20 protein-coding genes and 1 pseudogene are annotated in these 22,173 nt (G+C 56.9%); 17 read left to right on the forward strand and 4 right to left on the reverse strand.

Features of this window, described 5'->3' with window-relative positions:
• Window positions 1-2: 2 nt before the first annotated feature.
• The 6 genes from treZ to RGU44_RS07295 all read left to right on the forward strand — a co-directional run bounded on the left by treZ (window position 3) and on the right by RGU44_RS07295 (window position 10,280).
• Window positions 3-1,814: a malto-oligosyltrehalose trehalohydrolase gene (gene treZ / locus RGU44_RS07270; protein ID WP_322216461.1), complete on the forward strand. Its 1,812-nt coding sequence runs from the start codon at window positions 3-5 to the stop codon at window positions 1,812-1,814.
• Complete coding sequence (gene malQ, locus RGU44_RS07275) at window positions 1,807-3,885, forward strand: 4-alpha-glucanotransferase (RefSeq protein WP_322216463.1); 2,079 nt, start codon at window positions 1,807-1,809, stop codon at window positions 3,883-3,885. The genes treZ and malQ overlap by 8 nt, the downstream gene beginning before the upstream one ends.
• A complete protein-coding gene (locus RGU44_RS07280) occupies window positions 3,882-6,665 on the forward strand; it encodes a malto-oligosyltrehalose synthase (RefSeq protein WP_322216466.1) in 2,784 nt (927 codons plus the stop codon). The genes malQ and RGU44_RS07280 overlap by 4 nt, the downstream gene beginning before the upstream one ends.
• A gap of 17 nt (window positions 6,666-6,682) precedes the next feature.
• Window positions 6,683-6,997: a DUF2934 domain-containing protein gene (locus RGU44_RS07285; protein WP_322179196.1), complete on the forward strand. Its 315-nt coding sequence runs from the start codon at window positions 6,683-6,685 to the stop codon at window positions 6,995-6,997.
• A gap of 159 nt (window positions 6,998-7,156) precedes the next feature.
• A complete protein-coding gene (gene glgX, locus RGU44_RS07290) occupies window positions 7,157-9,382 on the forward strand; it encodes a glycogen debranching protein GlgX (protein WP_322216468.1) in 2,226 nt (741 codons plus the stop codon).
• 139 nt (window positions 9,383-9,521) lie between these two features.
• A complete protein-coding gene (locus RGU44_RS07295; RefSeq protein WP_322216469.1) occupies window positions 9,522-10,280 on the forward strand; it encodes a PIG-L family deacetylase in 759 nt (252 codons plus the stop codon).
• A gap of 36 nt (window positions 10,281-10,316) precedes the next feature.
• Here RGU44_RS07295 and RGU44_RS07300 read toward each other — a convergent pair whose 3' ends face one another.
• The gene (locus RGU44_RS07300) at window positions 10,317-11,351 is read right to left on the reverse strand and encodes a dienelactone hydrolase (RefSeq protein WP_322216472.1); all 1,035 of its coding nucleotides are present in this window, start codon (window positions 11,349-11,351) and stop codon (window positions 10,317-10,319) included.
• Window positions 11,352-11,726: 375 nt separating this feature from the next.
• Entirely contained in the window at window positions 11,727-12,338 is a 612-nt protein-coding gene (locus tag RGU44_RS07305; RefSeq protein WP_322216474.1) for an FMN-dependent NADH-azoreductase, read from the reverse strand.
• Window positions 12,339-12,466: 128 nt separating this feature from the next.
• Between RGU44_RS07305 and RGU44_RS07310 the strand changes: the two genes are divergently transcribed.
• Window positions 12,467-13,375: a LysR substrate-binding domain-containing protein gene (locus tag RGU44_RS07310; RefSeq protein WP_322216476.1), complete on the forward strand. Its 909-nt coding sequence runs from the start codon at window positions 12,467-12,469 to the stop codon at window positions 13,373-13,375.
• Window positions 13,376-13,402: 27 nt separating this feature from the next.
• A complete protein-coding gene (locus RGU44_RS07315) occupies window positions 13,403-13,750 on the forward strand; it encodes an MmcQ/YjbR family DNA-binding protein (protein WP_322179190.1) in 348 nt (115 codons plus the stop codon).
• Here RGU44_RS07315 and RGU44_RS07320 read toward each other — a convergent pair.
• Together RGU44_RS07320 and RGU44_RS07325 are read right to left on the reverse strand one after the other, a co-directional pair.
• A complete protein-coding gene (locus RGU44_RS07320) occupies window positions 13,745-14,206 on the reverse strand; it encodes a DUF1294 domain-containing protein (protein ID WP_322179189.1) in 462 nt (153 codons plus the stop codon). The genes RGU44_RS07315 and RGU44_RS07320 overlap by 6 nt on opposite strands.
• Window positions 14,207-14,217: 11 nt before the next feature.
• Window positions 14,218-15,048, reverse strand: a complete 831-nt coding sequence (locus RGU44_RS07325) for an undecaprenyl-diphosphate phosphatase (protein ID WP_322216478.1) — start codon at window positions 15,046-15,048, stop codon at window positions 14,218-14,220.
• A gap of 347 nt (window positions 15,049-15,395) precedes the next feature.
• Here RGU44_RS07325 and RGU44_RS24965 point away from each other — a divergent pair.
• From RGU44_RS24965 to RGU44_RS07365, 9 genes and pseudogenes are all read left to right on the forward strand, one after another.
• A pseudogene (locus RGU44_RS24965) lies at window positions 15,396-16,079 on the forward strand (cache domain-containing protein); the annotation flags it as partial.
• A gap of 126 nt (window positions 16,080-16,205) precedes the next feature.
• A complete protein-coding gene (locus RGU44_RS24970) occupies window positions 16,206-16,940 on the forward strand; it encodes a methyl-accepting chemotaxis protein (protein WP_416194634.1) in 735 nt (244 codons plus the stop codon).
• Between the two features lie 153 nt (window positions 16,941-17,093).
• Window positions 17,094-17,660: a nicotinamide riboside transporter PnuC gene (gene pnuC, locus RGU44_RS07335; protein WP_322179186.1), complete on the forward strand. Its 567-nt coding sequence runs from the start codon at window positions 17,094-17,096 to the stop codon at window positions 17,658-17,660.
• Window positions 17,657-18,184, forward strand: coding sequence for an AAA family ATPase (locus RGU44_RS07340; protein WP_322216480.1), 528 nt, complete (start codon window positions 17,657-17,659; stop codon window positions 18,182-18,184). Before pnuC ends, RGU44_RS07340 begins: the two co-directional genes overlap by 4 nt.
• 332 nt (window positions 18,185-18,516) lie before the next feature.
• Window positions 18,517-18,960, forward strand: a complete 444-nt coding sequence (locus tag RGU44_RS07345; protein WP_322179184.1) for a hypothetical protein — start codon at window positions 18,517-18,519, stop codon at window positions 18,958-18,960.
• 1 nt (window position 18,961) lies between these two features.
• Entirely contained in the window at window positions 18,962-19,540 is a 579-nt protein-coding gene (locus RGU44_RS07350) for an adhesin (RefSeq protein WP_322179183.1), read from the forward strand.
• Between the two features lie 72 nt (window positions 19,541-19,612).
• Window positions 19,613-20,581, forward strand: coding sequence for a heme utilization protein (locus RGU44_RS07355; protein WP_322179182.1), 969 nt, complete (start codon window positions 19,613-19,615; stop codon window positions 20,579-20,581).
• A 103-nt stretch (window positions 20,582-20,684) separates the two neighbouring features.
• The gene (locus RGU44_RS07360) at window positions 20,685-21,365 is read left to right on the forward strand and encodes a C39 family peptidase (protein WP_322179181.1); all 681 of its coding nucleotides are present in this window, start codon (window positions 20,685-20,687) and stop codon (window positions 21,363-21,365) included.
• Window positions 21,366-21,392: 27 nt separating this feature from the next.
• Window positions 21,393-22,139, forward strand: a complete 747-nt coding sequence (locus RGU44_RS07365) for a hypothetical protein (RefSeq protein ID WP_322179180.1) — start codon at window positions 21,393-21,395, stop codon at window positions 22,137-22,139.
• Window positions 22,140-22,173 lie beyond the last annotated feature (34 nt).

A 22,173-nucleotide genomic window follows, 5' to 3' on the forward strand; every position in this document is an offset into this window, starting at 1 on the left:
GGATGCCTCTGCGCACGGATAAAAACTGGCGCCACGGCGCCGTATTACTGGACCCTGAACACACCCGGTTTGCCCTCTGGGCACCGGATGCCTATTACGTCAGTGTCGAGTTCGAAAGCGGGCAGTCGCTGACCATGTTGCCGCAGGACAATGGCTGGTTTGTGTTGGAGACTCGCTGCTCTGCGGGCAGTCGCTATTACTACAACATCGATGGAGAAATGAAAGTCCCTGATCCAGCTTCCCGTGCCCAGGTGTCCGATGTGCATTCCGCCAGCGTTGTCGTCGATCCTTTGGCCTATTGCTGGTTGCACACTGATTGGCTAGGACGGCCGTGGCGGGAAGCTGTTATTTATGAACTGCACGTGGGGGTACTGGGTGGCTACGCCGAAGTCGAAAAACATTTACCCCGTTTGGCGGCACTGGGTGTTACCGCGATTGAGTTGATGCCCCTGGCACAGTTTCCTGGCGGGCGTAACTGGGGCTACGACGGTGTGTTGCCTTATGCACCGCAATCGACCTACGGCAAACCCGACCAGCTCAAACACTTGATCGACGCCGCGCACGGTTATGGCCTGATGGTGATACTCGACGTGGTCTACAACCACTTCGGGCCGGATGGCAATTACCTGGGCCAGTATGCCAAAGGCTTTTTCCGCGATGATGTGAAAACCCCTTGGGGCCCAGCCATCGACTTCCTCCGCGAGGAAGTGCGCGACTTTTTCATTGATAACGCCTTGATGTGGTTACTCGACTATCGCTTCGATGGTCTGCGTCTGGACGCGGCACACGCAATCAATGATCCCACCTTCCTACAGGACTTCGCCCGACGAGTTCGCGAGCAGATTGCCCCGTCCCGACAGGTCTGGTTGACACTGGAAAATGAATTCAACGAAGCCAGCTTGCTGGAACAAGCCTTCGATGCGCAGTGGAACGATGACGGTCATAACGCCTTACACGTTCTGCTGACAGGAGAAAGCGATGCCTACTACGCCGACTTCGCCCATGAACCTACCCAAAAGCTGGCCCGCTGCTTGAGCCAGGGCTTCGTTTACCAGGGCGAGAGTAATCGCCACGGCAATAGCAGAGGGCACTCCAGTGGGCATTTACCCCCTAGCGCCTTCGTGCTGTTCCTGCAGAATCACGATCAGGTTGGCAACCGTGCCTTCGGCGAGCGTCTGCCGCAACTGAGCGCCGGTCCCGCATTGCGGGCCGCCACGGTATTGCTCCTGCTCTCGCCCATGATTCCGTTGATGTTCATGGGCGATGAATGGGCCGCAAGTGAACCCTTCCTTTTTTTCACCAGCCACCATGACGAGTTGGCCGATGCCGTGCGTGAGGGCCGTCGCGCCGAGTTTGCCGACTTCCCGGCATTTGCCGATGAAGAGCAGCGTGAGTGCATCCCCGACCCAAATGCCCACAGCACGTTCGAGGCATCGCGCCCCGCCTACGAGACAATGCACCTGAACACGGACAAAGGCATTGATCATCAACGCTGGCTAGCGCTATACCAACAATTGTTGAGCATTCGCCATCGCGAAATCATTCCACGCCTGTCAGGTGCGCAGGCGCTGGACACTCACGTGCTGGACGAAGGAGCCCTTACGGCTCGCTGGCGTATGGGTGACGGCAGTGTCTTGCGCATCGACCTAAACCTCGGCGAGCGCCCGGTCAAGCTGGCCGCAGTTCATCGGGACACTCTTTTGTATGAAACCCTGCCTGGGGCGGCCGAACTTTCCCGGCGGGGAACCCTCAACCCCTACACGGCCATTGTCAGCCTGATAACGACTGATGTTTTGGAGGAACAGGATGAGTAATGAGCAACTGCATATTTTGGCTGCCCGGGCCGGGCTGTCTGTGGATTGGATCGATGCCAACGGGCGGCTGCAAACTGTCAGCCCTGAGGCGCTACGCAAGGTACTCGACGGCCTGGGCTACCCCGCCGAAAGTGCCGAGGATATTTGCATCAGCCTGCAACGCCTGCACAAGTCCAGTACGCCAAGCGCGGTCCCGCCGCTGCTGACGCTGGATCATGGCAGCCTGCTGGATTTGTCGACATGGTTCGCGCCAAAAACACCTTTCGTGTTAAACCTCGAAGACGGCACCACCGTCACTGCAACGCTGACGGATACAGCCCATCTGCCCGCCGTGGCACCTGTGGGGTATCAGCAACTGCGCATTGCCGGTCAACATGTGACCTTGGCCGTCGCGCCTGCAACCTGCTACAGCATGGCCATGGCGACCAACACTGACGTCCCTCGCGCCTGGGGACTGACCGTACAGCTGTATGGGCTACGTCGTCGGGGCGATGGTGGTTTTGGCGACATCCAGGCACTGGAAGCCCTGGCCCGCGCGGCCGGTGAACGCGGTGCCGATGCATTGGCTATCAGCCCGGTTCACGCCATGTTTGCCTGCGACACCCTGCGCTACAGCCCTTACTCACCTTCCAGCCGGTTGTTTCTCAATGCGTTATATGCATCACCCGAGACCATTCTTGGCGAACAAGCACTGCGCATGGCGATCAACGAGACCGGATTGGGCGCAGAGCTTGAGCGTCTTGAGGCATTGCCACTAATTGATTGGCCAAGGGCAGCCCAGGCCAAGTGGACGTTACTGCATGCGCTGTATAAAAACTTTTGCAGCGGAACGCACCCGCTGTATGACGACTTCACCCATTTCCGCCATTGCGGTGGCGAAGCACTGGAGAACCATTGCCGCTTCGAAGCCTTGCAGGCCGAATGCCCCAAGCTTGGCATGAGTCAGGATTGGCGCGAATGGCCGGACGAATTCAAAAATCCCCAGAGCGGCGCCATTACGGAGTTCGCCGCATGTCATGGGGAGCAAATCAGCTTCCATGCATTTGCCCAATGGCTCATCGCGCGCAGTCTGGAGCGTGCGCAGGTGGCGGCCCGCAGCAGTGGAATGCGCGTCGGCCTGATCGCCGATCTGGCGGTAGGCGCAGACGGTGGCGGCAGTCAAGCCTGGAGCCGGCAGGATGAGCTGCTTTCGGCGCTTAGCGTTGGCGCTCCGCCCGACATTCTCAATCGCTCCGGGCAAAGTTGGGGCATTTCAGCGTTCTCGCCGGATGGCTTGAAACGCAACGGCTTTCGCGCATTTATCGAGATGCTCCAAGCCAACCTGGCCCACGCCGGAGGCTTGCGCATCGACCATGTCCTGGGCCTGCAACGGCTCTGGGTGGTACCTGTAGGTTCGCCACCCAGCGAAGGGGCGTACCTCAACTACCCGTTCGACGACCTGCTGCGCTTGTTGACCCTGGAATCCTGGCGGCACAAGGTCATTGTGCTGGGCGAAGACCTCGGCACCGTTCCGGACGGCTTGCACGACAGATTGTCGGCGCGGGCAATTCTTGGCATGCGCGTGCTGCTGTTTGAACAAGACAACGCCCACTTCAAACCCATTCTGCAATGGTCCGATCAGGCGCTTGCGATTACCAGCACCCACGATTTGCCCACCCTTGCGGGCTGGTGGCGCGAGCGTGATATCGACTGGAACAGCAAGCTTGGTCATATTGACGAACAGACCGAACGCAACTGGCGCGAAAGCCGGCAACGCGAACGCCGAGGCCTGCGGCAGGCCTTGAGTCAGGATGCAGCCAATTTCCGCGATGACTTCAGCGAAAGCGATCAAATCATTGATGCCAGCGTTCGCTACCTTGGTCACACCCGTGCCCCGCTTGTATTGCTGCCCATGGAGGATCTGCTGGGCGTCGAGGAGCAGTTCAATCTGCCAGGCACCATCGATAGCCATCCCAACTGGCGTCGGCGTCTACCCGGTGACTGCGCCACGCTGCTTGAGGGCGACAGTGCCATCCGACGCCTGGCATTGCTGGCACAAGCACGCCAGGAAGCGGCGGAGCGGGACCGATGAACGCTCCACTCAAACCACTGAGAGCCACACAGCGCCTGCAATTTCACAAGGGCTTCACCCTTGATGACGCCGTGCCGCTGGTGCCCTACTTCGCCAGGCTGGGCATTAGTCACCTCTATGCTTCGCCGCTGCTCAAAGCGCGCGCCGGTTCGATGCACGGCTACGACGTGGTCGATCCGCGCGTCATCAACCCGGAGCTGGGCGGCGAACCGGCGTTGCGGCGCCTTGTCAGTGCCCTGCGTGCGCAGGGCATGGGTCTGATCCTCGATATCGTGTCCAATCACATGGCGGTCGGCGGTGCGGACAACCCCTGGTGGCTCGACCTTCTGGAATGGGGGCGTCGCAGCCCGTATGCCGACTTTTTCGACATCCAGTGGCACTCCCCGGACCCATTGCTGGAAGGTCAATTACTGCTGCCCTTTCTCAGCAGCGATTACGGCACCGTACTTAAGGCGGGCGAAATACCCCTGCGTTTCGATGCCGGGCAGGGTGCGTTTTACGTCGAGCATTATCAGCATTACTTTCCCATCAACCCGGCGACCTATGCGCCGCTGCTCAACGCGGCCAATGACCCTGAACTGAGCGAACTGGCGCAGCGCTTTGCGGTACTCGATCACTACCCGCAAGCGTACGAACGAGCCCGACAGGCGCGCGCAGAATTGGCGACGCTGGCGCAACAGACGGGTATCCAGCGGGCCATCGACCACGGGCTGAAACAGTTCGATTCGCGCACGCCAGAGGGCTTTGAACGCCTGCATGAGCTGCTGGAACGCCAGCACTACCGGCTGGCCAGTTGGCGCACTGCGGGAGACGACATCAATTGGCGGCGTTTTTTCGATATCAACGAACTTGGCGGACTGCGCGTCGAGCGCCCTACCGTGTTCGAAGCCACCCACGGCAAAATTTTCGAACTGATCAGCGAGGGTCTGGTGGATGGGCTGCGGATTGATCACATTGATGGGCTGGCCGACCCGCGCGGTTACTGCCGCAAGTTGCGGCGCCGGGTAGAAGGCTTGCTGGCTCAGCGTCCGCCTGCTGCGCCGTTGAGTCACCTGCCCATCTTCGTCGAGAAGATTCTCGGTCCCGATGAACAACTGCCCGAGGATTGGACCGTTGACGGCACCACCGGTTACGAGTTCATGAATCAGGTGTCATTATTGCAGCACGACGCCAAAGGTGAAGCCCCTCTAGGCGAGTTGTGGAGTCGTCTCAGTGGACGTAGCGCCGACTTCAACCTGGAAGTGCTGGAAGCGCGCAACCTGGTGTTACAGGGCAGTCTGGCAGGGGACTTCGAAAGCGTTGCTCAAGCCATGCTGCAAGTGGCCCGTAGCGACCTGATGAGCCGTGATTTGACCTACGGTGCTATTCGTCGAGCGTTATTGGCATTGGTGGTCAACTTCCCGATTTACCGCACCTATATCAGCGCATGCGGACGCTCGGCCGAAGACGATCGATTCTTCCAGCAAGCCCTTGAAGGTGCCCGACTCAACCTCAGCGAAGCCGACTGGCCTGTACTTGATTACCTGCAATGCTGGCTCGGGGGTCAATCATGGCGTGCACTGCCACTGGGCCGCTTACGCAAGATTCATCGCCATGCCTGCGTGCGCTTCCAGCAACTGACGTCGCCCGTGGCAGCCAAGTCAGTGGAAGACACCGCCTTCTACCGCTCGGCGGTACTGCTCTCACGTAATGACGTAGGTTTCCACCCGCAGCACTTCAGTGCCCCGGCCACCCGTTTTCATGAAGCCTGTATCCGCCGCGCCGAGACGTTCCCGGACAATCTTCTGGCGACCGCCACCCATGACCACAAGCGCGGCGAAGACAGCCGAGCCCGCTTGGCAGTGTTGAGCGAATGCGCGGGCTGGTATGCCGAACAGGTTGAGCGTTGGCGACAATTGGCGATCCCCCTCAAGGATGAAGATATCAGTATCAGCGCCGGTGACGAGTTGATGCTTTATCAGACGCTGCTCGGCAGTTGGCCGCTGAATATGGAAGCCGAGCACGCATTCGAAGACTACGCCGAACGGTTGGTGACATGGCAGGAAAAAGCCCTGCGTGAAGCCAAATTGCAGAGCAGTTGGAGCGCGCCGAACGAGTCTTATGAAAACGCATGCCGGAGCTTTCTCAATCGCGTGCTGTTGGCACCGGAGGGTCTGGCCTTACGCCAGTCGGTCGGCGCCACTGCGAACCGTATCGCAACCGCTGGCGCGCTTAACAGCCTGACGCAAACGCTGTTGCGCATGACGGTCCCCGGCGTACCTGATCTGTACCAGGGCACTGAGTTCTGGGACTTCAGCCTGGTCGACCCTGACAACCGTCGCCCCGTGGATTACGCAGCTCGGGTAAACGCTCTCGAACACACCCTGAACGCCGATGCACTGTTGGCAAACTGGCAGGATGGGCGAATCAAACAAGCCCTGATCACCAAGGTACTGAATGTGCGCGCTGAACACTCAGCGCTTTTCAGCCGGGGGAGCTATATTCCTTTGCGCGTGGTCGGTCTGTGTGCCGATCAGGTCTTGGCGTTTGCTCGAGTTATCGACGGACACCGTGCCATCGTTGTAGTCCCCAGAGTGAGCAGTGAACTATTAGGCACTGCCCAAACTCCATTGATCAATGCGAGCAGTTGGGGCGACACGCAGGTCATGTTGCCGTTCAAGGGCTCAGATCATTGCTGGAAAGGACTTTTTTCAGGGACAGTAGTTACAACTAACAACGCGCTGATGCTCAGCGCAGCGCTCAAGAGTTTTTCTGTAAACCTGTTTATTCAAACTGCGTAATACCTAGGAGTGTCGAGATGAGTGCCGACGAAAAACGAATCCGCGATTTTGCCTATCAAATCTGGGAGTCCGAGGGTAAACCTCACGGTCAGGAAGCACGGCATTGGGAAATGGCCCGCAAACTGGCCGAGGCCGAGGCGTTGTCGCCGAACAAAAAAGACGTGAGCAAGACGGTTAAGCCCAAGCTGCCAAAAGTTGACGGTCCGGGCGATGCCAAGCCTGCTGCGCCCAAAGCCGCCTCTAAATCAGCGGCCAAGCCTACCTCACCCCCGACACCGAAAACCACGCCCGCGAAGAAACCAAAATCGCCGGGCAAGCCCGCTGGGGCCTGATATTCCTGGGTGCCGCAACGTGTACTACCGCAGCAGTCGCTTTAAACCCGGCCATTGACTGCGGTAGTTCTAACAGGTGACCTACATACATCGGAGCGCCCTAAGCTGCGGTGGCGGCTTTGACCGCTTTCAAGAAATCATCCGACGTCAGGAATGAATATGAGTACACCGCACGCCAAGACCCCGAAAGAGAACGTTCAACACGCCCCTAATCAAAAAGCCCATGAAAGTGACGTAAAGCCAGAAGACGTAAAGCCAGAAACTGTTGTGTCGCGAATCCGTGAAGGGCTGCCCTTCCCGCTCGGCGCCAACTGGGATGGTCTGGGCGTAAACTTTGCGCTGTTCTCGGCCAACGCCACCAAGGTAGAGCTGTGCCTGTTCGATGCCGCTGGCGAAGTCGAACTGGAACGCATCGAGCTTCCCGAGTATACCGACGAAATTTTTCACGGTTATCTGCCCGACGCCCACCCAGGGCTGATCTACGGCTACCGCGTGTATGGCCCGTATGACCCGCAGAACGGTCATCGTTTCAACCACAACAAACTGCTGATCGACCCCTATGCCAAACAACTGGTTGGCAAACTGAAATGGTCTGAGTCGCTGTTTGGTTACACCATCGGCCACCCGGATGGCGACCTGAGCTTTGACGAGCGTGACAGTGCGCCTTTCGTGCCGAAAAGTAAGGTAATCGACCCTGCCTATACTTGGGGTCGCGACCAGAGGGTCAGTGTGCCGTGGGACCGAACCATCATTTACGAAACCCACGTGCGTGGCTTCACCATGCGCCATCCTGCGGTGCCTGAGGAGTTGCGCGGCACCTTCTCCGGGCTCATGGTCAATGAAGTCATCGAGCACATTCGCAAGCTTGGCGTCTCATCGGTGGAATTGCTGCCGATTCACGCGTTCGTCAATGACCAGCATCTGCTACAGAAAGGCATGACCAACTATTGGGGCTATAACAGCATCGCCTTCTTTGCCCCTGACCCACGCTACCTGGCCCACGATAAGATCGCCGAGTTTAAGGAAATGGTCGCTCACATGCACCATGCCGGCCTTGAAGTGATCCTCGACGTGGTTTACAACCACACTGCGGAAGGCAACGAGCTAGGCCCGACTCTGTCGATGCGCGGTATCGACAACGCCTCCTACTACCGTTTGATGCCCGACGACAAACGCCTCTATATCAATGATTCCGGCACCGGTAACACCCTCGACCTCAGCCACCCCTGCGTGTTGCAGATGGTGACCGACTCGTTGCGTTATTGGGCGACAGAGATGCACGTCGATGGCTTCCGTTTTGACCTGGCGACGATTCTTGGCCGTTATCACAACGGATTTGATGAACGCCACAGCTTCCTGGTGGCCTGCCGCCAAGACCCCGTGCTGCGCCAGGTGAAGATGATCGCCGAGCCGTGGGACTGTGGTCCCGGTGGTTATCAGGTCGGTGGTTTTCCACCTGGTTGGGTGGAATGGAACGACAAGTTCCGTGACACCGTACGTGCGTTCTGGAAAGGCGACGACGGCCAGTTGGCCGACTTCGCTGGCCGCATGACTGCCTCGGGCGAGATGTTCAACCAACGCGGGCGTCGACCTTATGTGTCCGTCAACTTCATCACCGCCCACGACGGTTTTACCCTGCACGATCTGGTGTCTTACAACGAAAAGCACAATGAAGACAACGACGAGGACAATCAGGACGGCAGCAACAACAACCTGTCCTGGAACCATGGCGTCGAAGGCCCCACCGATAATGCGGAAATCAACGAGCTACGCTTGCGGCAGATGCGTAATTTCTTCTCTACACTCCTGTTCGCTCAGGGCACTCCAATGGTGGTTGCCGGGGACGAATTCGCCCGCACCCAGCACGGTAATAACAACGCCTATTGCCAGGACAGCGAAATTGGCTGGGTCAACTGGGAACTGGATGACGACGGCAAGTCGCTGCTGAAATTCGTACGGCGCCTGATCAAGCTGCGTCAAGCTTATCCGATCCTGCGCCGTGGTCGTTTTCTGGTCGGCAATTACAATGAAGAAATCGGCGTGAAGGATGTCACTTGGCTGTCTCCAAACGGCTCTGAGATGTCCGTTGAACAATGGGAAGACGGTAACGGTCGCTGCCTTGGCATGTTGATGGACGGCCGCGCACAAGTCTCAGGCATCCGTCGCCCCGGCCAGGACGCCACGCTGCTGTTAGTGGTCAATGCCCACCACGACGGAGTCAATTTCACACTACCCAAAGTGCCCGAGGGCATCTCCTGGACATGCCTGATAGACACCAATCAGCCCGACGACCATAGCCATGGGGAGTTGCCATTCGGTACGGAATACACAATCACGGGGCGCTCCCTGCTGCTGTTCGAACTGCAACGCGAAGAGCAACCATGAGCCAGGCGTTGGGCAAGGACGTACAGACGCGCTGACAATCATAGACGAACGCTGTACCCGGGCGGCCTCTACTGGCCGCGCTCGGGCAACCAGCATGCAGTCAAGGCGTTGGCCATCCGCCGACAAGGATGTGAAACCTGTGAGCGAAAATCTGATCGTGGGCAGTGGTGCCTCTCGCCATGCCTGGAAACATTCTAAACGCTTGGCCGAACTGCCCCTCATCAGCACCCACATGCTGGTGCCGCCCGGTTCTCGCGCCGTGATCATTGCGCCTCATCCCATAGACGAAGTGCTGGGCTTTGGCGGCCTGATGCAACAACTGGCGCAGTTGGGAAGGCCACTTCAGTTGATTTCGGTGACCGACGGCAGCGCCAGTCACCCTGGGTCAAGCAGTTGGCCAGTGGCGCGTTTACGTGTGATCCGCCCACAAGAAAGCGCCGAAGCCCTGCGTCGCCTGGACCTGCCACTGCACAGTTTGCAATGGATTCGTGGCGGTTTTACCGATAACGCTGTCGCTAAACAGGAGGAAGCACTCACCGATTTCATTCGACGCTATCTGCGCACAACCGACGTGGTGTTCACCCCATGGGATCACGACGGCCATTGCGACCATGATGCGGTGGGCCGCGCGACTGCTAAAGCGGTTGAGTCCGCAGGAGCACGATGCCACGAAGTACCGATCTGGGCCTGGCACTGGGCGCAACCGGAGGACGACCTTATCCCTTGGCAACGTGCGCGCAAGATTTTGCTGGACCCTGCGACGGTGGCCCGTAAACGGCATGCCGCACACGCATTCGCCAGCCAACTGCAAGATGATCCCGAGACGGGCCTGGTACCAGAGTTAGCTACCCCGGTGCTGGAGCGCCTGCTGCGACCTTTCGAAGTAGTGTTTCTATGAGTTGCGACGAGCGCTATCACCCTCGCCGCTTACGCGTCACTCCTGATGCGCCGTTTGCAGCCCTGCACGACTCGGCTGACTCAGTGTGTCACTGAAAAAGCGCACGGCGTCGGCGCTCAGGCTGCGGTGAATATCGACTCGATCGACACCTTCGGCATCGGTACACAGGCCTGGAGTAGTCACTTGTTGCTCATCCGTACACGGTGCCAGGAACACGAAATGCCCTGCCCCGGGCAACAGCTTGAAACTCGGTGCCTGAGGCAGTTTGCGCGCCAGGGCTTCGGCATTTTTGTCCAGGGCCAGCAATTGATCCCCGTCACCGCTGTAGAGCAGCACGGGTACATGGACGTCAGCCAAGGTATGGCGGCCAAACATCAAGCTCAATGGCGCCATTAGCATCAACGCCCCTACACGTGGGTCCGCTTCCGCACGTAAATCGTCCCGATCAGCAATCAGCTCGCCCTGCCTCGTACAAGCATCGCGGTCCATTGGACGTTCAGCACAATATTTACGCAGGCGTTGCAGATCAGGTTGAGCACCCGCCAGGATCAACGCGGTTTCACCACCGGCGGAGTAACCAATCACGCCAACGTGCAGCCCATCTACATAAGCAGAAAGCATGGGGTCCATGAGCGCAGCACTGATGGCTTCGGATATTTGCAATGGCCGTCCATATAAATTGCTAAGACTACCGAGACGGCTGTGGTCCTTATAGTTGTCACCAGGGTGAATCACTGCAACCACAACAAAGCCTTTACGCGCCAGAGAAGTTGCCAGGTCATGCAGCGCCAACGGGGTACCGGTGTTGCCGTGGGATAGCATTAGCAGGGGAAAACGCCCCATGGCGATCGTCGCATCTTCACCGGCAGCAATCTGATAGCCATCGACTTTGCTGATTTTTTTTGAGTCAGTCGATGGATAGAACGCAATCGCGCTCATCGGCTGCAAATCCAGCGGATCAAGAAACGTCAGGCGATGAAATCCCGCGCTCCAGTGAGTACCTGCTTCGACTTGCACCGAAATCAGGCTCCCAAGCAGACATACCAACATAACCGCACAAAGACGCACCATCGCAAGGCCCCACCTTTGTAGATCCGAGTAAGCGAACGGTGAAGTCCGCTGCGGGTTGCAGCGCTCTACACCGATCCGCGCTCCCGGCGCCGATAGCTATAAGAGTAGCTGCTCGACAAACTAGTGCATAAGCCGAGCCACATACTAAAAAACATGAAACGAGATCTAAAATGACCTTTTGCCTGTTCAATAACTAATAAGTGCAATCTTACTTTGATTGCAGTCCGCTTACCCGTAAGGAAATCGTCAAAGATGAAGGTTTGTCGCAATGACGCTCGTGATTGGCGCCAAACGCAAAAAAACCTGCAGCCCTTACGTCATGACGCAGGGCTGCAGAGTTTCTGGTGTGCGGTGTTGCCCCGTTCAGGGCAACGATCAAGCGGTGGCGAACAACGCTTCGCTGATGTGCTTACGGGCTGAAGCCATTGCGTTGGCGCGTGGTTCGTCACCGTACGCCAGGCCATGGGCGAACACGAATTGCAGATCAGTCACACCGATGAAGCCAAACAGTACCTTGAGCAGGTCCTCGTGACCAACGCTGGTCGGCTGGCCAACGTGCAAGCCACCGGCAGTGGAGACGATGATAACTTTTTTGCCGCCGCACAGGCCTTCAGGCCCGGTTTCACTGTAGCGGAAGGTACGGCCAGCGACAGTCACCCGGTCGATCCAGGCCTTGAGTTGGCTTGGAATGGTGAAGTTGTACATCGGCGCGCCGATTACTACCACGTCAGCGGCCAGGAACTCCTGCAGAGTGGCTTCGTTCAGGTCGACGTCAGCCTGCTGCGCAGCATTGCGAGCTTCACTTGGCGTGCCGGCAGCGGCAAGACTGGCAGCGGAAAAATGGCCCAACGCATCACTGGCCAGATCGTGGTAAGTCACTTGGCCGTCAGTTTCGACTGCCTGCCAGGCCTGAACGACGCTTTGGCTGAGTTGGCGAGAAGCAGAGTGGTCACCAAGGATGCTGGAATCGAGGTGCAGAAGTTTCATAGGGCTCTCCAAGTAGGGATCGCCGCCGGGCGATCAAGTGCGGATAATCCTACAGGGCAAACCAATTCCTGATTAGTCAGCGTAAATGCGATAGATTGTCCTATGTATAGAACAGTCGAGGCATCTGTATGCAAGACCTTAACGATCTTTATTACTTCGCAAAAGTCGTTGAGGCTGGAGGTTTCGCGGCTGCGGGGCGTTTGCTTGGCATTCCCAAGTCCCGCCTGTCTCGACGTATCGCCGAGCTGGAAACCCGCCTCAACGCGAGCCTGCTGCAACGCACAACACGCAAGCTGTCGCTGACGGCGGTTGGCGAGCGTTATCTGCAGCATTGCCAAGCTATGTTGCTGGAAGCGGAAATGGCCGATGAAGCGGTCGCATCACTGTCGGCCGAACCTCGCGGGCGGCTGCGGGTGTCCTGCCCGGTCGGTTTGACCCATTGGAATCTGGCCAACGTGATCAGCTCGTTTCTGGCAAGTCACCCACAGGTCCAGCTGGAAATGTTGCTGGTCAATCGACGTGTCGATCTGGTGAATGAGGGCATTGATGTCGCGCTACGGGTGCGCGACATCGGCGATGAAGACCCCAGCCTGATCGTACGCCAGCTGGCACCGGCTCTCGCCGCTCTGGTAGCGTCACCCACGTTGCTGGCCGGCCGTGTCGTCAGTACACCTCGGGACCTGGCAAGCCTGCCGGTACTGGGCGCTATCGAGGCTGATCGGATGGTTCACTACGATCTGGTCCACAGCAGCGGCGAGCGATGTGAAGTCGCGATTGAGGCGCGCCTGGCCATCGATGATTTCCCTATCCGCAAAAGCGCCGCCTTGAGTGGCCTGGGTCTAACCATGTTGCCGATGATGAACTGCCGTGAAGAATTGGCTGACGGTCGTCTGATTCAGTTGCTGCCCGATTGGTCACTGCCGGGAGGACACCTGCAAGCGGCTTATACTCAGCGGCGCGGCATGCTTCCGGCGGTGAGGGCGTGGATCGATCACATCAGCAGCGCGTTCACTGATGACTTGCACGGTCATGATTGACTGCCACCGATAGAGAGGAAGGCGAGGATGAATCCTGAACAAGTTGCACAGTTTTGCCTGCAACTGCCCGGTGCTCGCGAGGATTACAAATGGGGGGGCACCCGAGTGTTTTCAGTGGCCACAAACAAGATGTTCGCCGTGCTTGATCTGGCAGGCGCCGGGCTGTCGTTCAAGATAGGTGCCGAGCTGTTTCTGGGTTATGTCGATCGGCCGGGTATCCGCCCCGCGCCCTATCTGGCGCGTGCATACTGGATCAGCGTGGCACCGCCCTACCCCCTGAGCGACAACGAGTTGCGCGATCTGCTGACACGCTCGCATCAGTCAGTGGTGAGCAAATTGGCCAAAATCCGACAGGTTGGTTTGAAGGTGTCATGAGAAATGGCGGGCCAGGAAGTTGCCTTGCAGAAACAAGAGGTCGATCCAGAATACCTGATGCAGCATGACGATCAGCCAGAACACGGCTTGATAAGAGAGTTTGCGGGTTTTGTGCCGAAAGCGTTGCTGTGCCAGCAGGGCTCCCGGCCAGCCGCCCAGCAACTCGACGCCATGCAGGACTTTCTCCGGCGTGCGCCAGCCGTCATTGCGGGCCCTGTTTTTATCGTGCCAATAGAGAAAGAACGCCAGCAAGCTCATCACTGCGTAACCGCTGGCAGGGATCGCCGAAACGCCCCTGATTGCCATCGACAGTGCGCCGAAGCCTGGCAACGCGCACAACCCCAAGAGGATGAAGAGCTTGAGCCGAACATGCTGCACCGACTGCTTAGGCCGGCGTGCATCGGCGCCCGGCTTGCCCTGTCCAGACGTTCCTTGAGACTGCGTGCGTTGCTCCATAGGTCTGATCCTTAAGCGGCCGCGGAGGACCAGTCGATCCAGCCAAACTGCCAGGTCGCCAGAATCACCAGACCGAAAGCGATCCGATACCAGGCAAATACCGCATAGGTATGGGTGGAGATGAACTTGAGCAGCGCGCGAACTGCGATCATGGCGAAAATAAACGAGGTCACAAAACCAATGGCAATCACCGGCAAATCATCGTGCTGAAACAACGTGCGATATTTATAGGCCGAATAGACCGCCGCACCGACCATGGTTGGCATGGCGAGGAAGAACGAGAACTCGGTAGCCGCCTTGCGTGACAGGCCGAACAGCAGCCCACCGATGATGGTTGCGCCAGAACGCGAGGTGCCGGGAATCATCGCCAGACACTGAGCACAACCCACTTTCAGGGCATCGACCCAGGTCATTTCATCGACGGTTTCAGCGCGCACGACATGTTGGCGGCGCTCGGCCCACAACATAATCACCCCGCCCACCACCAAGGCTGTCGCGACGGTGATCGGATTGAACAGGTATTTGTGAATCAAATCGGCAAACAACACCCCAAGTACAATGGCCGGGAGGACACCAATAATCAGGTTGACCGTGAAACGTTGCGCTTCCGACTGTTTAGGCAGCCCGATAACCACATCGATAATCTTGCGTCGGAACTCCCAGACCACCGCCAGAATCGCCCCCAACTGGATAATGATGTTGAAGGCCATCGCCCTCTCACCACCAAAATTGATCAAGTCCGCAACAATAATCTGGTGGCCAGTGCTGGAGACCGGCAAAAACTCGGTCAACCCTTCTACAACTCCAAGAATCAACGCCTGTGCGGCAGTCCAAATATCCATCATTCCCCCATGAAGCAGTGCTCTTGGCATGCCCCTTTAGTATTTTCAATACGATTGCAGACAAGACATGCTATGTGCGCAGGACCAACATGATGATTGCCATAACGTGAAAAACACGTGAGCCACTCATGTTTAGTCGAACAATGCCGAAAGCCTATCAGACATGATGAATTAACGCTCTAGCGTGCCCCGTGTGGTGCATACTTTGATCCGGCTGCACGGCAAAAAAAGAACAATATTTGAAGGAGTGGAGTTTCATGAATAGCTTGCGCAGTTTGTCGATCAGCCGTCGGTTGTGGCTGATCCTAGTGGTCTCTGTGCTGATGCTGTTGACGCTTGGGGCTTTGATGCTCAAGCAGATCCACACTGACCTGTATGCCGCCAAAGCGGAAAAAACCCAGCAGATTGTAGAGGCCGCCGGTGGCATCCTCTCGTACTTCCACGACCAGGAAACCTCCGGCAAGCTCACTCGTGAACAAGCTCAGCAACAAGCCCAGGCTGCGGTACGCGGGTTGCGTTACAACCAGAACGAATATTTTTGGATCAACGATCTGCGACCGGTGATGATCATGCACCCGGTCAATCAGAAGCTTGAGGGCCAGGACCTGTCTGGCATCAAAGATCCGGATGGCATTGCTCTATTTAACGAGATGGTGACTGTCGCCAAAACCAAAGGTGCAGGTCACATCGGCTATCGCTGGCCGAAACCTGGCTCCAGCGAACCCGTGGAGAAAACCTCTTACGTGAAATTGTTCGAGCCTTGGGGCTGGATACTCGGTTCCGGCGTATACATCGACGATATGCAGGCCGAGTTCTACGGCCAAGTATGGAAAGCATCCATAGCTGGCCTGAGCATTGCACTGGTCATGGCGCTGCTGGTGGTCATGATTTCCCGAAGCATTGTCCGGCCATTACAGGATGCCGTCGACGCCATGGCCAACATCGCCAGTGGTGAAAGTGATCTGACGCGGAGTCTGGATACTCACGGTCATGACGAAGTCACGCAGCTCGCGACCCACTTCAACGCCTTCACCACAAAAATGCATACGGTCGTTCGCCAATTGCTGGAAGCTGCTGCGGCATTGGGCCAGGCAGCTACTGAACTGGGCAGCAATGCAAGCCAGGCTCAATCTCACAGTCAGCAACAGTCGCAACAAATGGAATTGGTGGCCACGGCCATCAATGAAGTGACCTATGGCGTACAGGATGTCGCGAAAAACGCCGAACAGGCCGCCAGCGAAATGCGCGACGCCGAAGCCCAGGCCAAACAAGGGCAGATCAATATCGACAGCAGCCTGCGCCAGATCGATCAATTGTCTAGCACCATCACCCAGGCGGTGACCGTTATTCAAACCCTCGCGGCAGAAAGCACACAGATCGGCAGTGTCCTGGAGGTGATTCGTTCTATCGCCGACCAGACCAACCTGCTGGCGTTGAATGCTGCCATTGAAGCCGCCCGCGCCGGCGAACAAGGGCGCGGCTTTGCTGTGGTAGCCGATGAGGTGCGCCTGTTGGCACAACGCACGCAAAAATCGACGGCTGAAATTCAGTCGATGATTGAGCGCCTCCAACACCATTCCGATGCGGCAGTCAAAGTCATCGGCGACAGCAGTCACGCTTCGCAGTTAACCATCGAGCAAGCCAGCCAGGCTGGTGAAAGCCTGAACTCGATCGCTCAGGCATTGCGCAACCTCAATGGCCTGAACGCCTCGATCGCCAGCGCGACCCTACAACAGGCGCACGTGGTCGAGGACATCAATCAAAACGTCACTCAGGCGGCTGGTCTGTCACAGAACACCACCTACGCTGCGGAACGTTCCAGCGAAGCCAGTGTGCACCTGCGGGACCTGAGCAATCAGTTGAATCGATTGCTGGGGCAGTTCCGGGTATAGACCTTATCTCACAGGATGTATGAGGGCACTTGTTATAAGTGCCCTGCCTCACACCCCCTCACACCCGTTGTTGTACAACCATCCCCCTTGCCTTGCGCTTATCCGCTTACAATCGCCCTCCGATTCCCACTCGTTGCCCCCTAAGGAGTAGTCATGTCCGGGCTTGAACTGTTCGCGGCTGCACTAGGCGTGATCGCCGTCTGGCTGACAGTGAAACAGAATGCCTGGGGCTGGCCCATCGGCCTGGTCATGGTGCTGCTTTATTCTTGGGTTTTCTTCGAGGTGAAGCTGTACTCGGACATGCTTTTGCAAATGATCTATGCCGTGTTGCAGCTTTACGGTTGGTGGCAATGGACCCGGCGAAGCGAAGTGCAACAGGGTCGCGTCATCACGTATCTGGGAACCGGTCCGCTGTTGTTCAGTCTGGCACTGGGCGCGTTGCTCAGCCTGGCGTTAGGCGCTGCAATGGCCCACTTTACCGACGCAGCACAACCCTGGCTGGACGCCGCGCTGACCGGTTTCAGTTTGGTGGCCCAGGTATGGATGGCGCAAAAACGCATCCAGTGCTGGCCTCTGTGGATGGTGCTGGATGTGATTTTCGTTGGCCTGTTCCTTTATAAGAGCCTGTACCTCACTGCGGCACTGTATGCGCTATTTATGCTGATCGCCTTACTGGGCTGGCGCGAATGGCGCAATCATCAGGCTGTGGCAGCCCGATGAAAGTGCTGGTGCTGACGGGACCTGAGTCCAGTGGCAAAAGCTGGTTCGCGGCCCAGATACAAGCCAGCTTCGGCGGTGAATGGGTGGGTGAATATGTTCGCTACTTCATCGAGCAACAGGCCCGGGATACTTGCTACGCCGATATCCAGCGCATTGCAGAAGGTCAGTTGGCTTGGGAAGACGCTGCTCGAGCGAGGCAGCCTGAGTTGCTTATTCTCGACACCCATCTGCTGAGCAATATGCTCTGGAGCAAAACTTTATTCGGCGATTGCCCTGGCTGGCTCGAACAACAGCTATTAGCCCGCCATTACGATTTACACGTGCTATTGGCGCCAGAAGGAGTCGACTGGATCAGCGACGGTCAGCGCTGCCAGCCGACCTTGAGTGAACGCCAGGCGTTTTTTGCAGCCAGCCAGCATTGGCTGAATCTCAATCAACAACCGTACTGCGTAATCAATGGCGAGCAGAACAGTCGGCGCGAACAGGTATTTGCCGCCGTTAGTGCCTTATTGAGGGTGCAATAAGCTACGCCAGGATCAATACGCCGTATTGATTGTCCATTTATGAAACACCCCGCTCACGTTAAAAGCCCGAGCCAGAGCGGTTTAGCGATTTAACGATAAATCTGTTAAGCCGCTGATACAACAGGCAACGAGAGTAATCGCCTTCAAGCCCTCATGCACAGCTTCTTCTATCCAATTGAATCTGTTTCACAATCATTACACTGACATTGAAAGTCTTTGAGCTATCACGCTCAACCCTTTGATTTATCTAACACTATTAAAAGCGGCACAGCTCCTGCTCTCTTTCTTGCATCGCTGATTAGGGCCAGCGCATCAACTAAGGAAGAACAGTCATGGGGCGTTTAGAAAAGGGCATGTTTGGCCTCGTATTCATCGGGTGCGTCAGCGGCGCGTCCCTTATTCCTTCAGCACATGCAGGCGATGGCGTTATTGTTCTGGAGCGCACAGTTCAGCCCCACGTCGCCACCCGCTCACTGATGCGTCCAGACCCGAATCCCACCACGGTTAACACTAACGTTTCCAGCCGGGTCACGGGGGCACTGAACAATGGTGAGTTGTCAGACGGTGACTTCGCCACTGTCACCAGCGGCGCAACTATCAATCACATGCTTATGCCCAACGGCACCCTCCGCGGCTTGAATACTGTCGATCGAGGGGTAACCGCAGGCTTGGGTGCCGGTCATTCAGGCGGTGCCACCAGCGGTATAGGCGGTCAGGTCACCGGTGCCGTCCAGCAAGGTCTTGCTCCATTGCGCATGATGACGGGAGACCACTGAGATGACCCGCTCATTCCTCATAGTAGCCATGTTCTGCTCTTGTGCGGTTTTGGCCGACTCGAACGCCCCGGTGGTTGATCAGGCGGTCATCGGCAGTGTTGGGCAGAATTATCAAGGCAACTTTTCCGTAAACCAGGCCGCTGGCGATCAACAGCAACAAATCAACGGTCGGGCCATCGCCATTGGCACTGAAGCACAGGCCACTGGCCAATATCATCAACAACTCAATACCCGGATCGATCCGCTACGAAACCCGCGATCAGCCATCGAAGGCAACGCCTTCAGTAATGGCAGCGGGATCCTGGGGGTCAACCAGTCTTCCGGCGCCAATAACCAACAAATTAACGCAGTGCGCCTGAGCATCAGTGCCCAGGCGCAAAGCATCGACGACAGCGTTCTGTCACAGCAAAACGTGGCGCTGTTGCAAGGCTCCGGCACAACCGAGCACTCCCCTGGCAACCGCCAGGTCGCTACCAGCGATCAGGCCTTCACCGGTAGTCGAGGGGTTGTTCAGTTGAACCAGAGCGCTGGGGTGGGGAACCAATCGGTCAACACCCTGAGCGTAAGGGTCTCCAACTGACCCAAAGCAATACAGCAATACAGCAATACAACGTTCCAACACTTAGCAATCCCATAAGAATGGAGAAACACCATGAAACCTACAATGGCAATCAAGCCTCTGGTCTTCGCACTGGCAGCAATCATGGCTGTAGCAGCACAAGCCGACGGGCGCGGTGGCAACAACAACGGCCATGACAACAATGATCCTAGCCCCCTGCTCGGGCTTCTGATCAATGCAGGCTCTGCCGCAACGGTGATGGATTCACAAAGCAGCCATGACAACACGACCCTCAACCAAGGCACTCGTAACAGTGCCACGGTCGATAGCTCGGGTTCCAACGCCAATGGCAATTTGGGGATTAACGTTGCGGGCGGCGACGCTAACCAACAGGATAACGCTGCCGCCATCGCCACGGCCGATCAAACTTTCATTTTCGGTAGCGCGATCTCTGCATCCAGTGCCACCCAGACCAACAGCGGTAACACTGCTGCCAACTATTCCACCCAGACCACCACCACCCTCTCGAACTCGGCCAATGGCAGCTCCGGCAACATTGGTATCAACGTGACGTCTGGCGACTACAACCAACAGAAAAACAATCTGGCGATTGCAGTGTCCGGTGGTCGGGTGGCAACAGCTTCGGCATCGGCCAACCAAACTTCTAGCGGCACCTCGGTTAATAACTATGCTGATCGTAGTTATGAAAAAACCACCCTCAAATCCACTGTCGATGTGAAAGGCAGCTATAAAGGTACAGGGGAAGGCTACGTGTACGACAACGACAGCCATGGTGGTGGTTGGGGCCACAATGACAGCCGCAGTAACAATGACAAAAACAAATTGGCCTTCACTGAAAGTGGCACTGTGGAGTTGAGCGGCGTAGCGACTTATCAGGTGTTGACCCCTACCGGTTGGGCAAACCCTGTGACCAACAGCGCGACCCTGAGCAACTCGCTGAACAATGTGTCGGGTAACGTCGGCGCCAACGTTTCCTCGGGCATCGGCAACCAACAAAGCAACTCGCTGTCCATCGCCGCAGGCTGCAAAGCCTGCATGTAAGCGCGACGGTAATCAGGGGTTCTCGCAAGAGAACCCCTTTTCCAAAGCGTTGTTGGAAGTCTTACTTTGCTAAAGAGACTCAAACGTCCAAGGCGTAATGATCATGCGCAGTATCGCCCTCTTCTGCCTGTTATTGATTGCCGGCCTGTCACAAGCAGGTCAAATGGCGGTTCCCGGTTTGCCGGGTGCCAATCTAGTCTACAAGCACGTTCAGAGCATGCGCGAACGGCGTTTTAGCGATCTGGTGGAACAAAAAACTGACTTCAGCTGTGGCGCTGCCGCGCTGGCGACAGTGTTGCGTCAGGCCTACTGGCTGGACGTGACCGAGAACCAGCTTATCGAAGGCATGCTGCTCACTGCGGACCAGGACCTTGTGCGTACACAGGGTTTCTCCATGCTCGATATGAAACGCTACGTCGAAAGCATCGGCATGCGTGCCCGTGGCTACCGAATTCCTTCGGAAAGCCTGGACCGCCTGACCATTCCGGTCGTGGTGCTGATGGACATTCGCGGCTATAAGCATTTCGTCGTGCTGCAAAAGACTGAGAAGAATTGGGTGTACATCGGTGATCCCGTGCTCGGCCACAAACGCTATTCCCGTGAAGACTTCACCAAAGGCTGGAACGGCATCATTTTCGCGATCATCGGGCCTGGGTATGACAAACATAATGCCCTGCTGGATCCGCCGTTGCCATTAACTGCCAGAGGTCGCGTGGATACCTTTAACCCGGTCAAGGATGCGGAGTTAATGGAGTTTGGCTTTTTGCAAAGTGATTTCTTCTAATAATAAAAGGGCAAAAGGGAGCCGCACATGAAAATCCACCACTGGCTGGCTGCTGCCTGCATGGTTGCTAGCCTGCCGACGTATGCCACGTCGGTCTTAAAGCCCATAGAACTCAAGGATCAAGAATTGGCCCAGTTACGCGGTCGTTATGTGATGCCGGACCGCATTGTTTATTTCGGCATGACCATGACCAGTACTTGGCAAAATGCCGCGGGGGATGTACTCGGCGCACAAACCACACTGCACATGCAACAAAACACGATAAAGCCGCAATTTTATGTGTCACTCATCAACCAAAAGGGGAATGGGTCAACGTCTACTGACGGTACCGGCTCAATCACTGGGGGTGGAGGACTCACCGCTAATCAGGGCGTGACGCAAAGTACACGCACTGCTGGCGACGGTAACAGTGCCAGTAACAACGTTGCTATCAACGTCCAGCAGAACGGCCTGGCGCCAGCTCTAACCGCAAACCAGGGTCAGGTATTGACCAGCGGCGCAACGATCACGGAGGCCAACCGCGCTGGCAACCTGACGATTTCGTCCAGCAATGGTGGCGTGCAATTGGCCATTCAGGCCGGCAATAACCAGGGCGACTCGATGCAACGTATTGCCGCAGGCGGTGTTCTGCAGGCGACCAATCTAATAGGGACGAGTAATCAAGTTCAAAACTTGACGCAATTGAATATTGTGCTACGCAACGACTTACCCTCCACTGGTACGCTGAATTGTAATCTGGATCAATTAAAGAACCTCCGGTCTGCGGGTTATTGATCTACGCTCTGATTCATAAAACAGCTCACAGGGA

This window comes from Pseudomonas sp. 5C2 (assembly GCF_034314155.1).
GTDB lineage: Bacteria > Pseudomonadota > Gammaproteobacteria > Pseudomonadales > Pseudomonadaceae > Aquipseudomonas.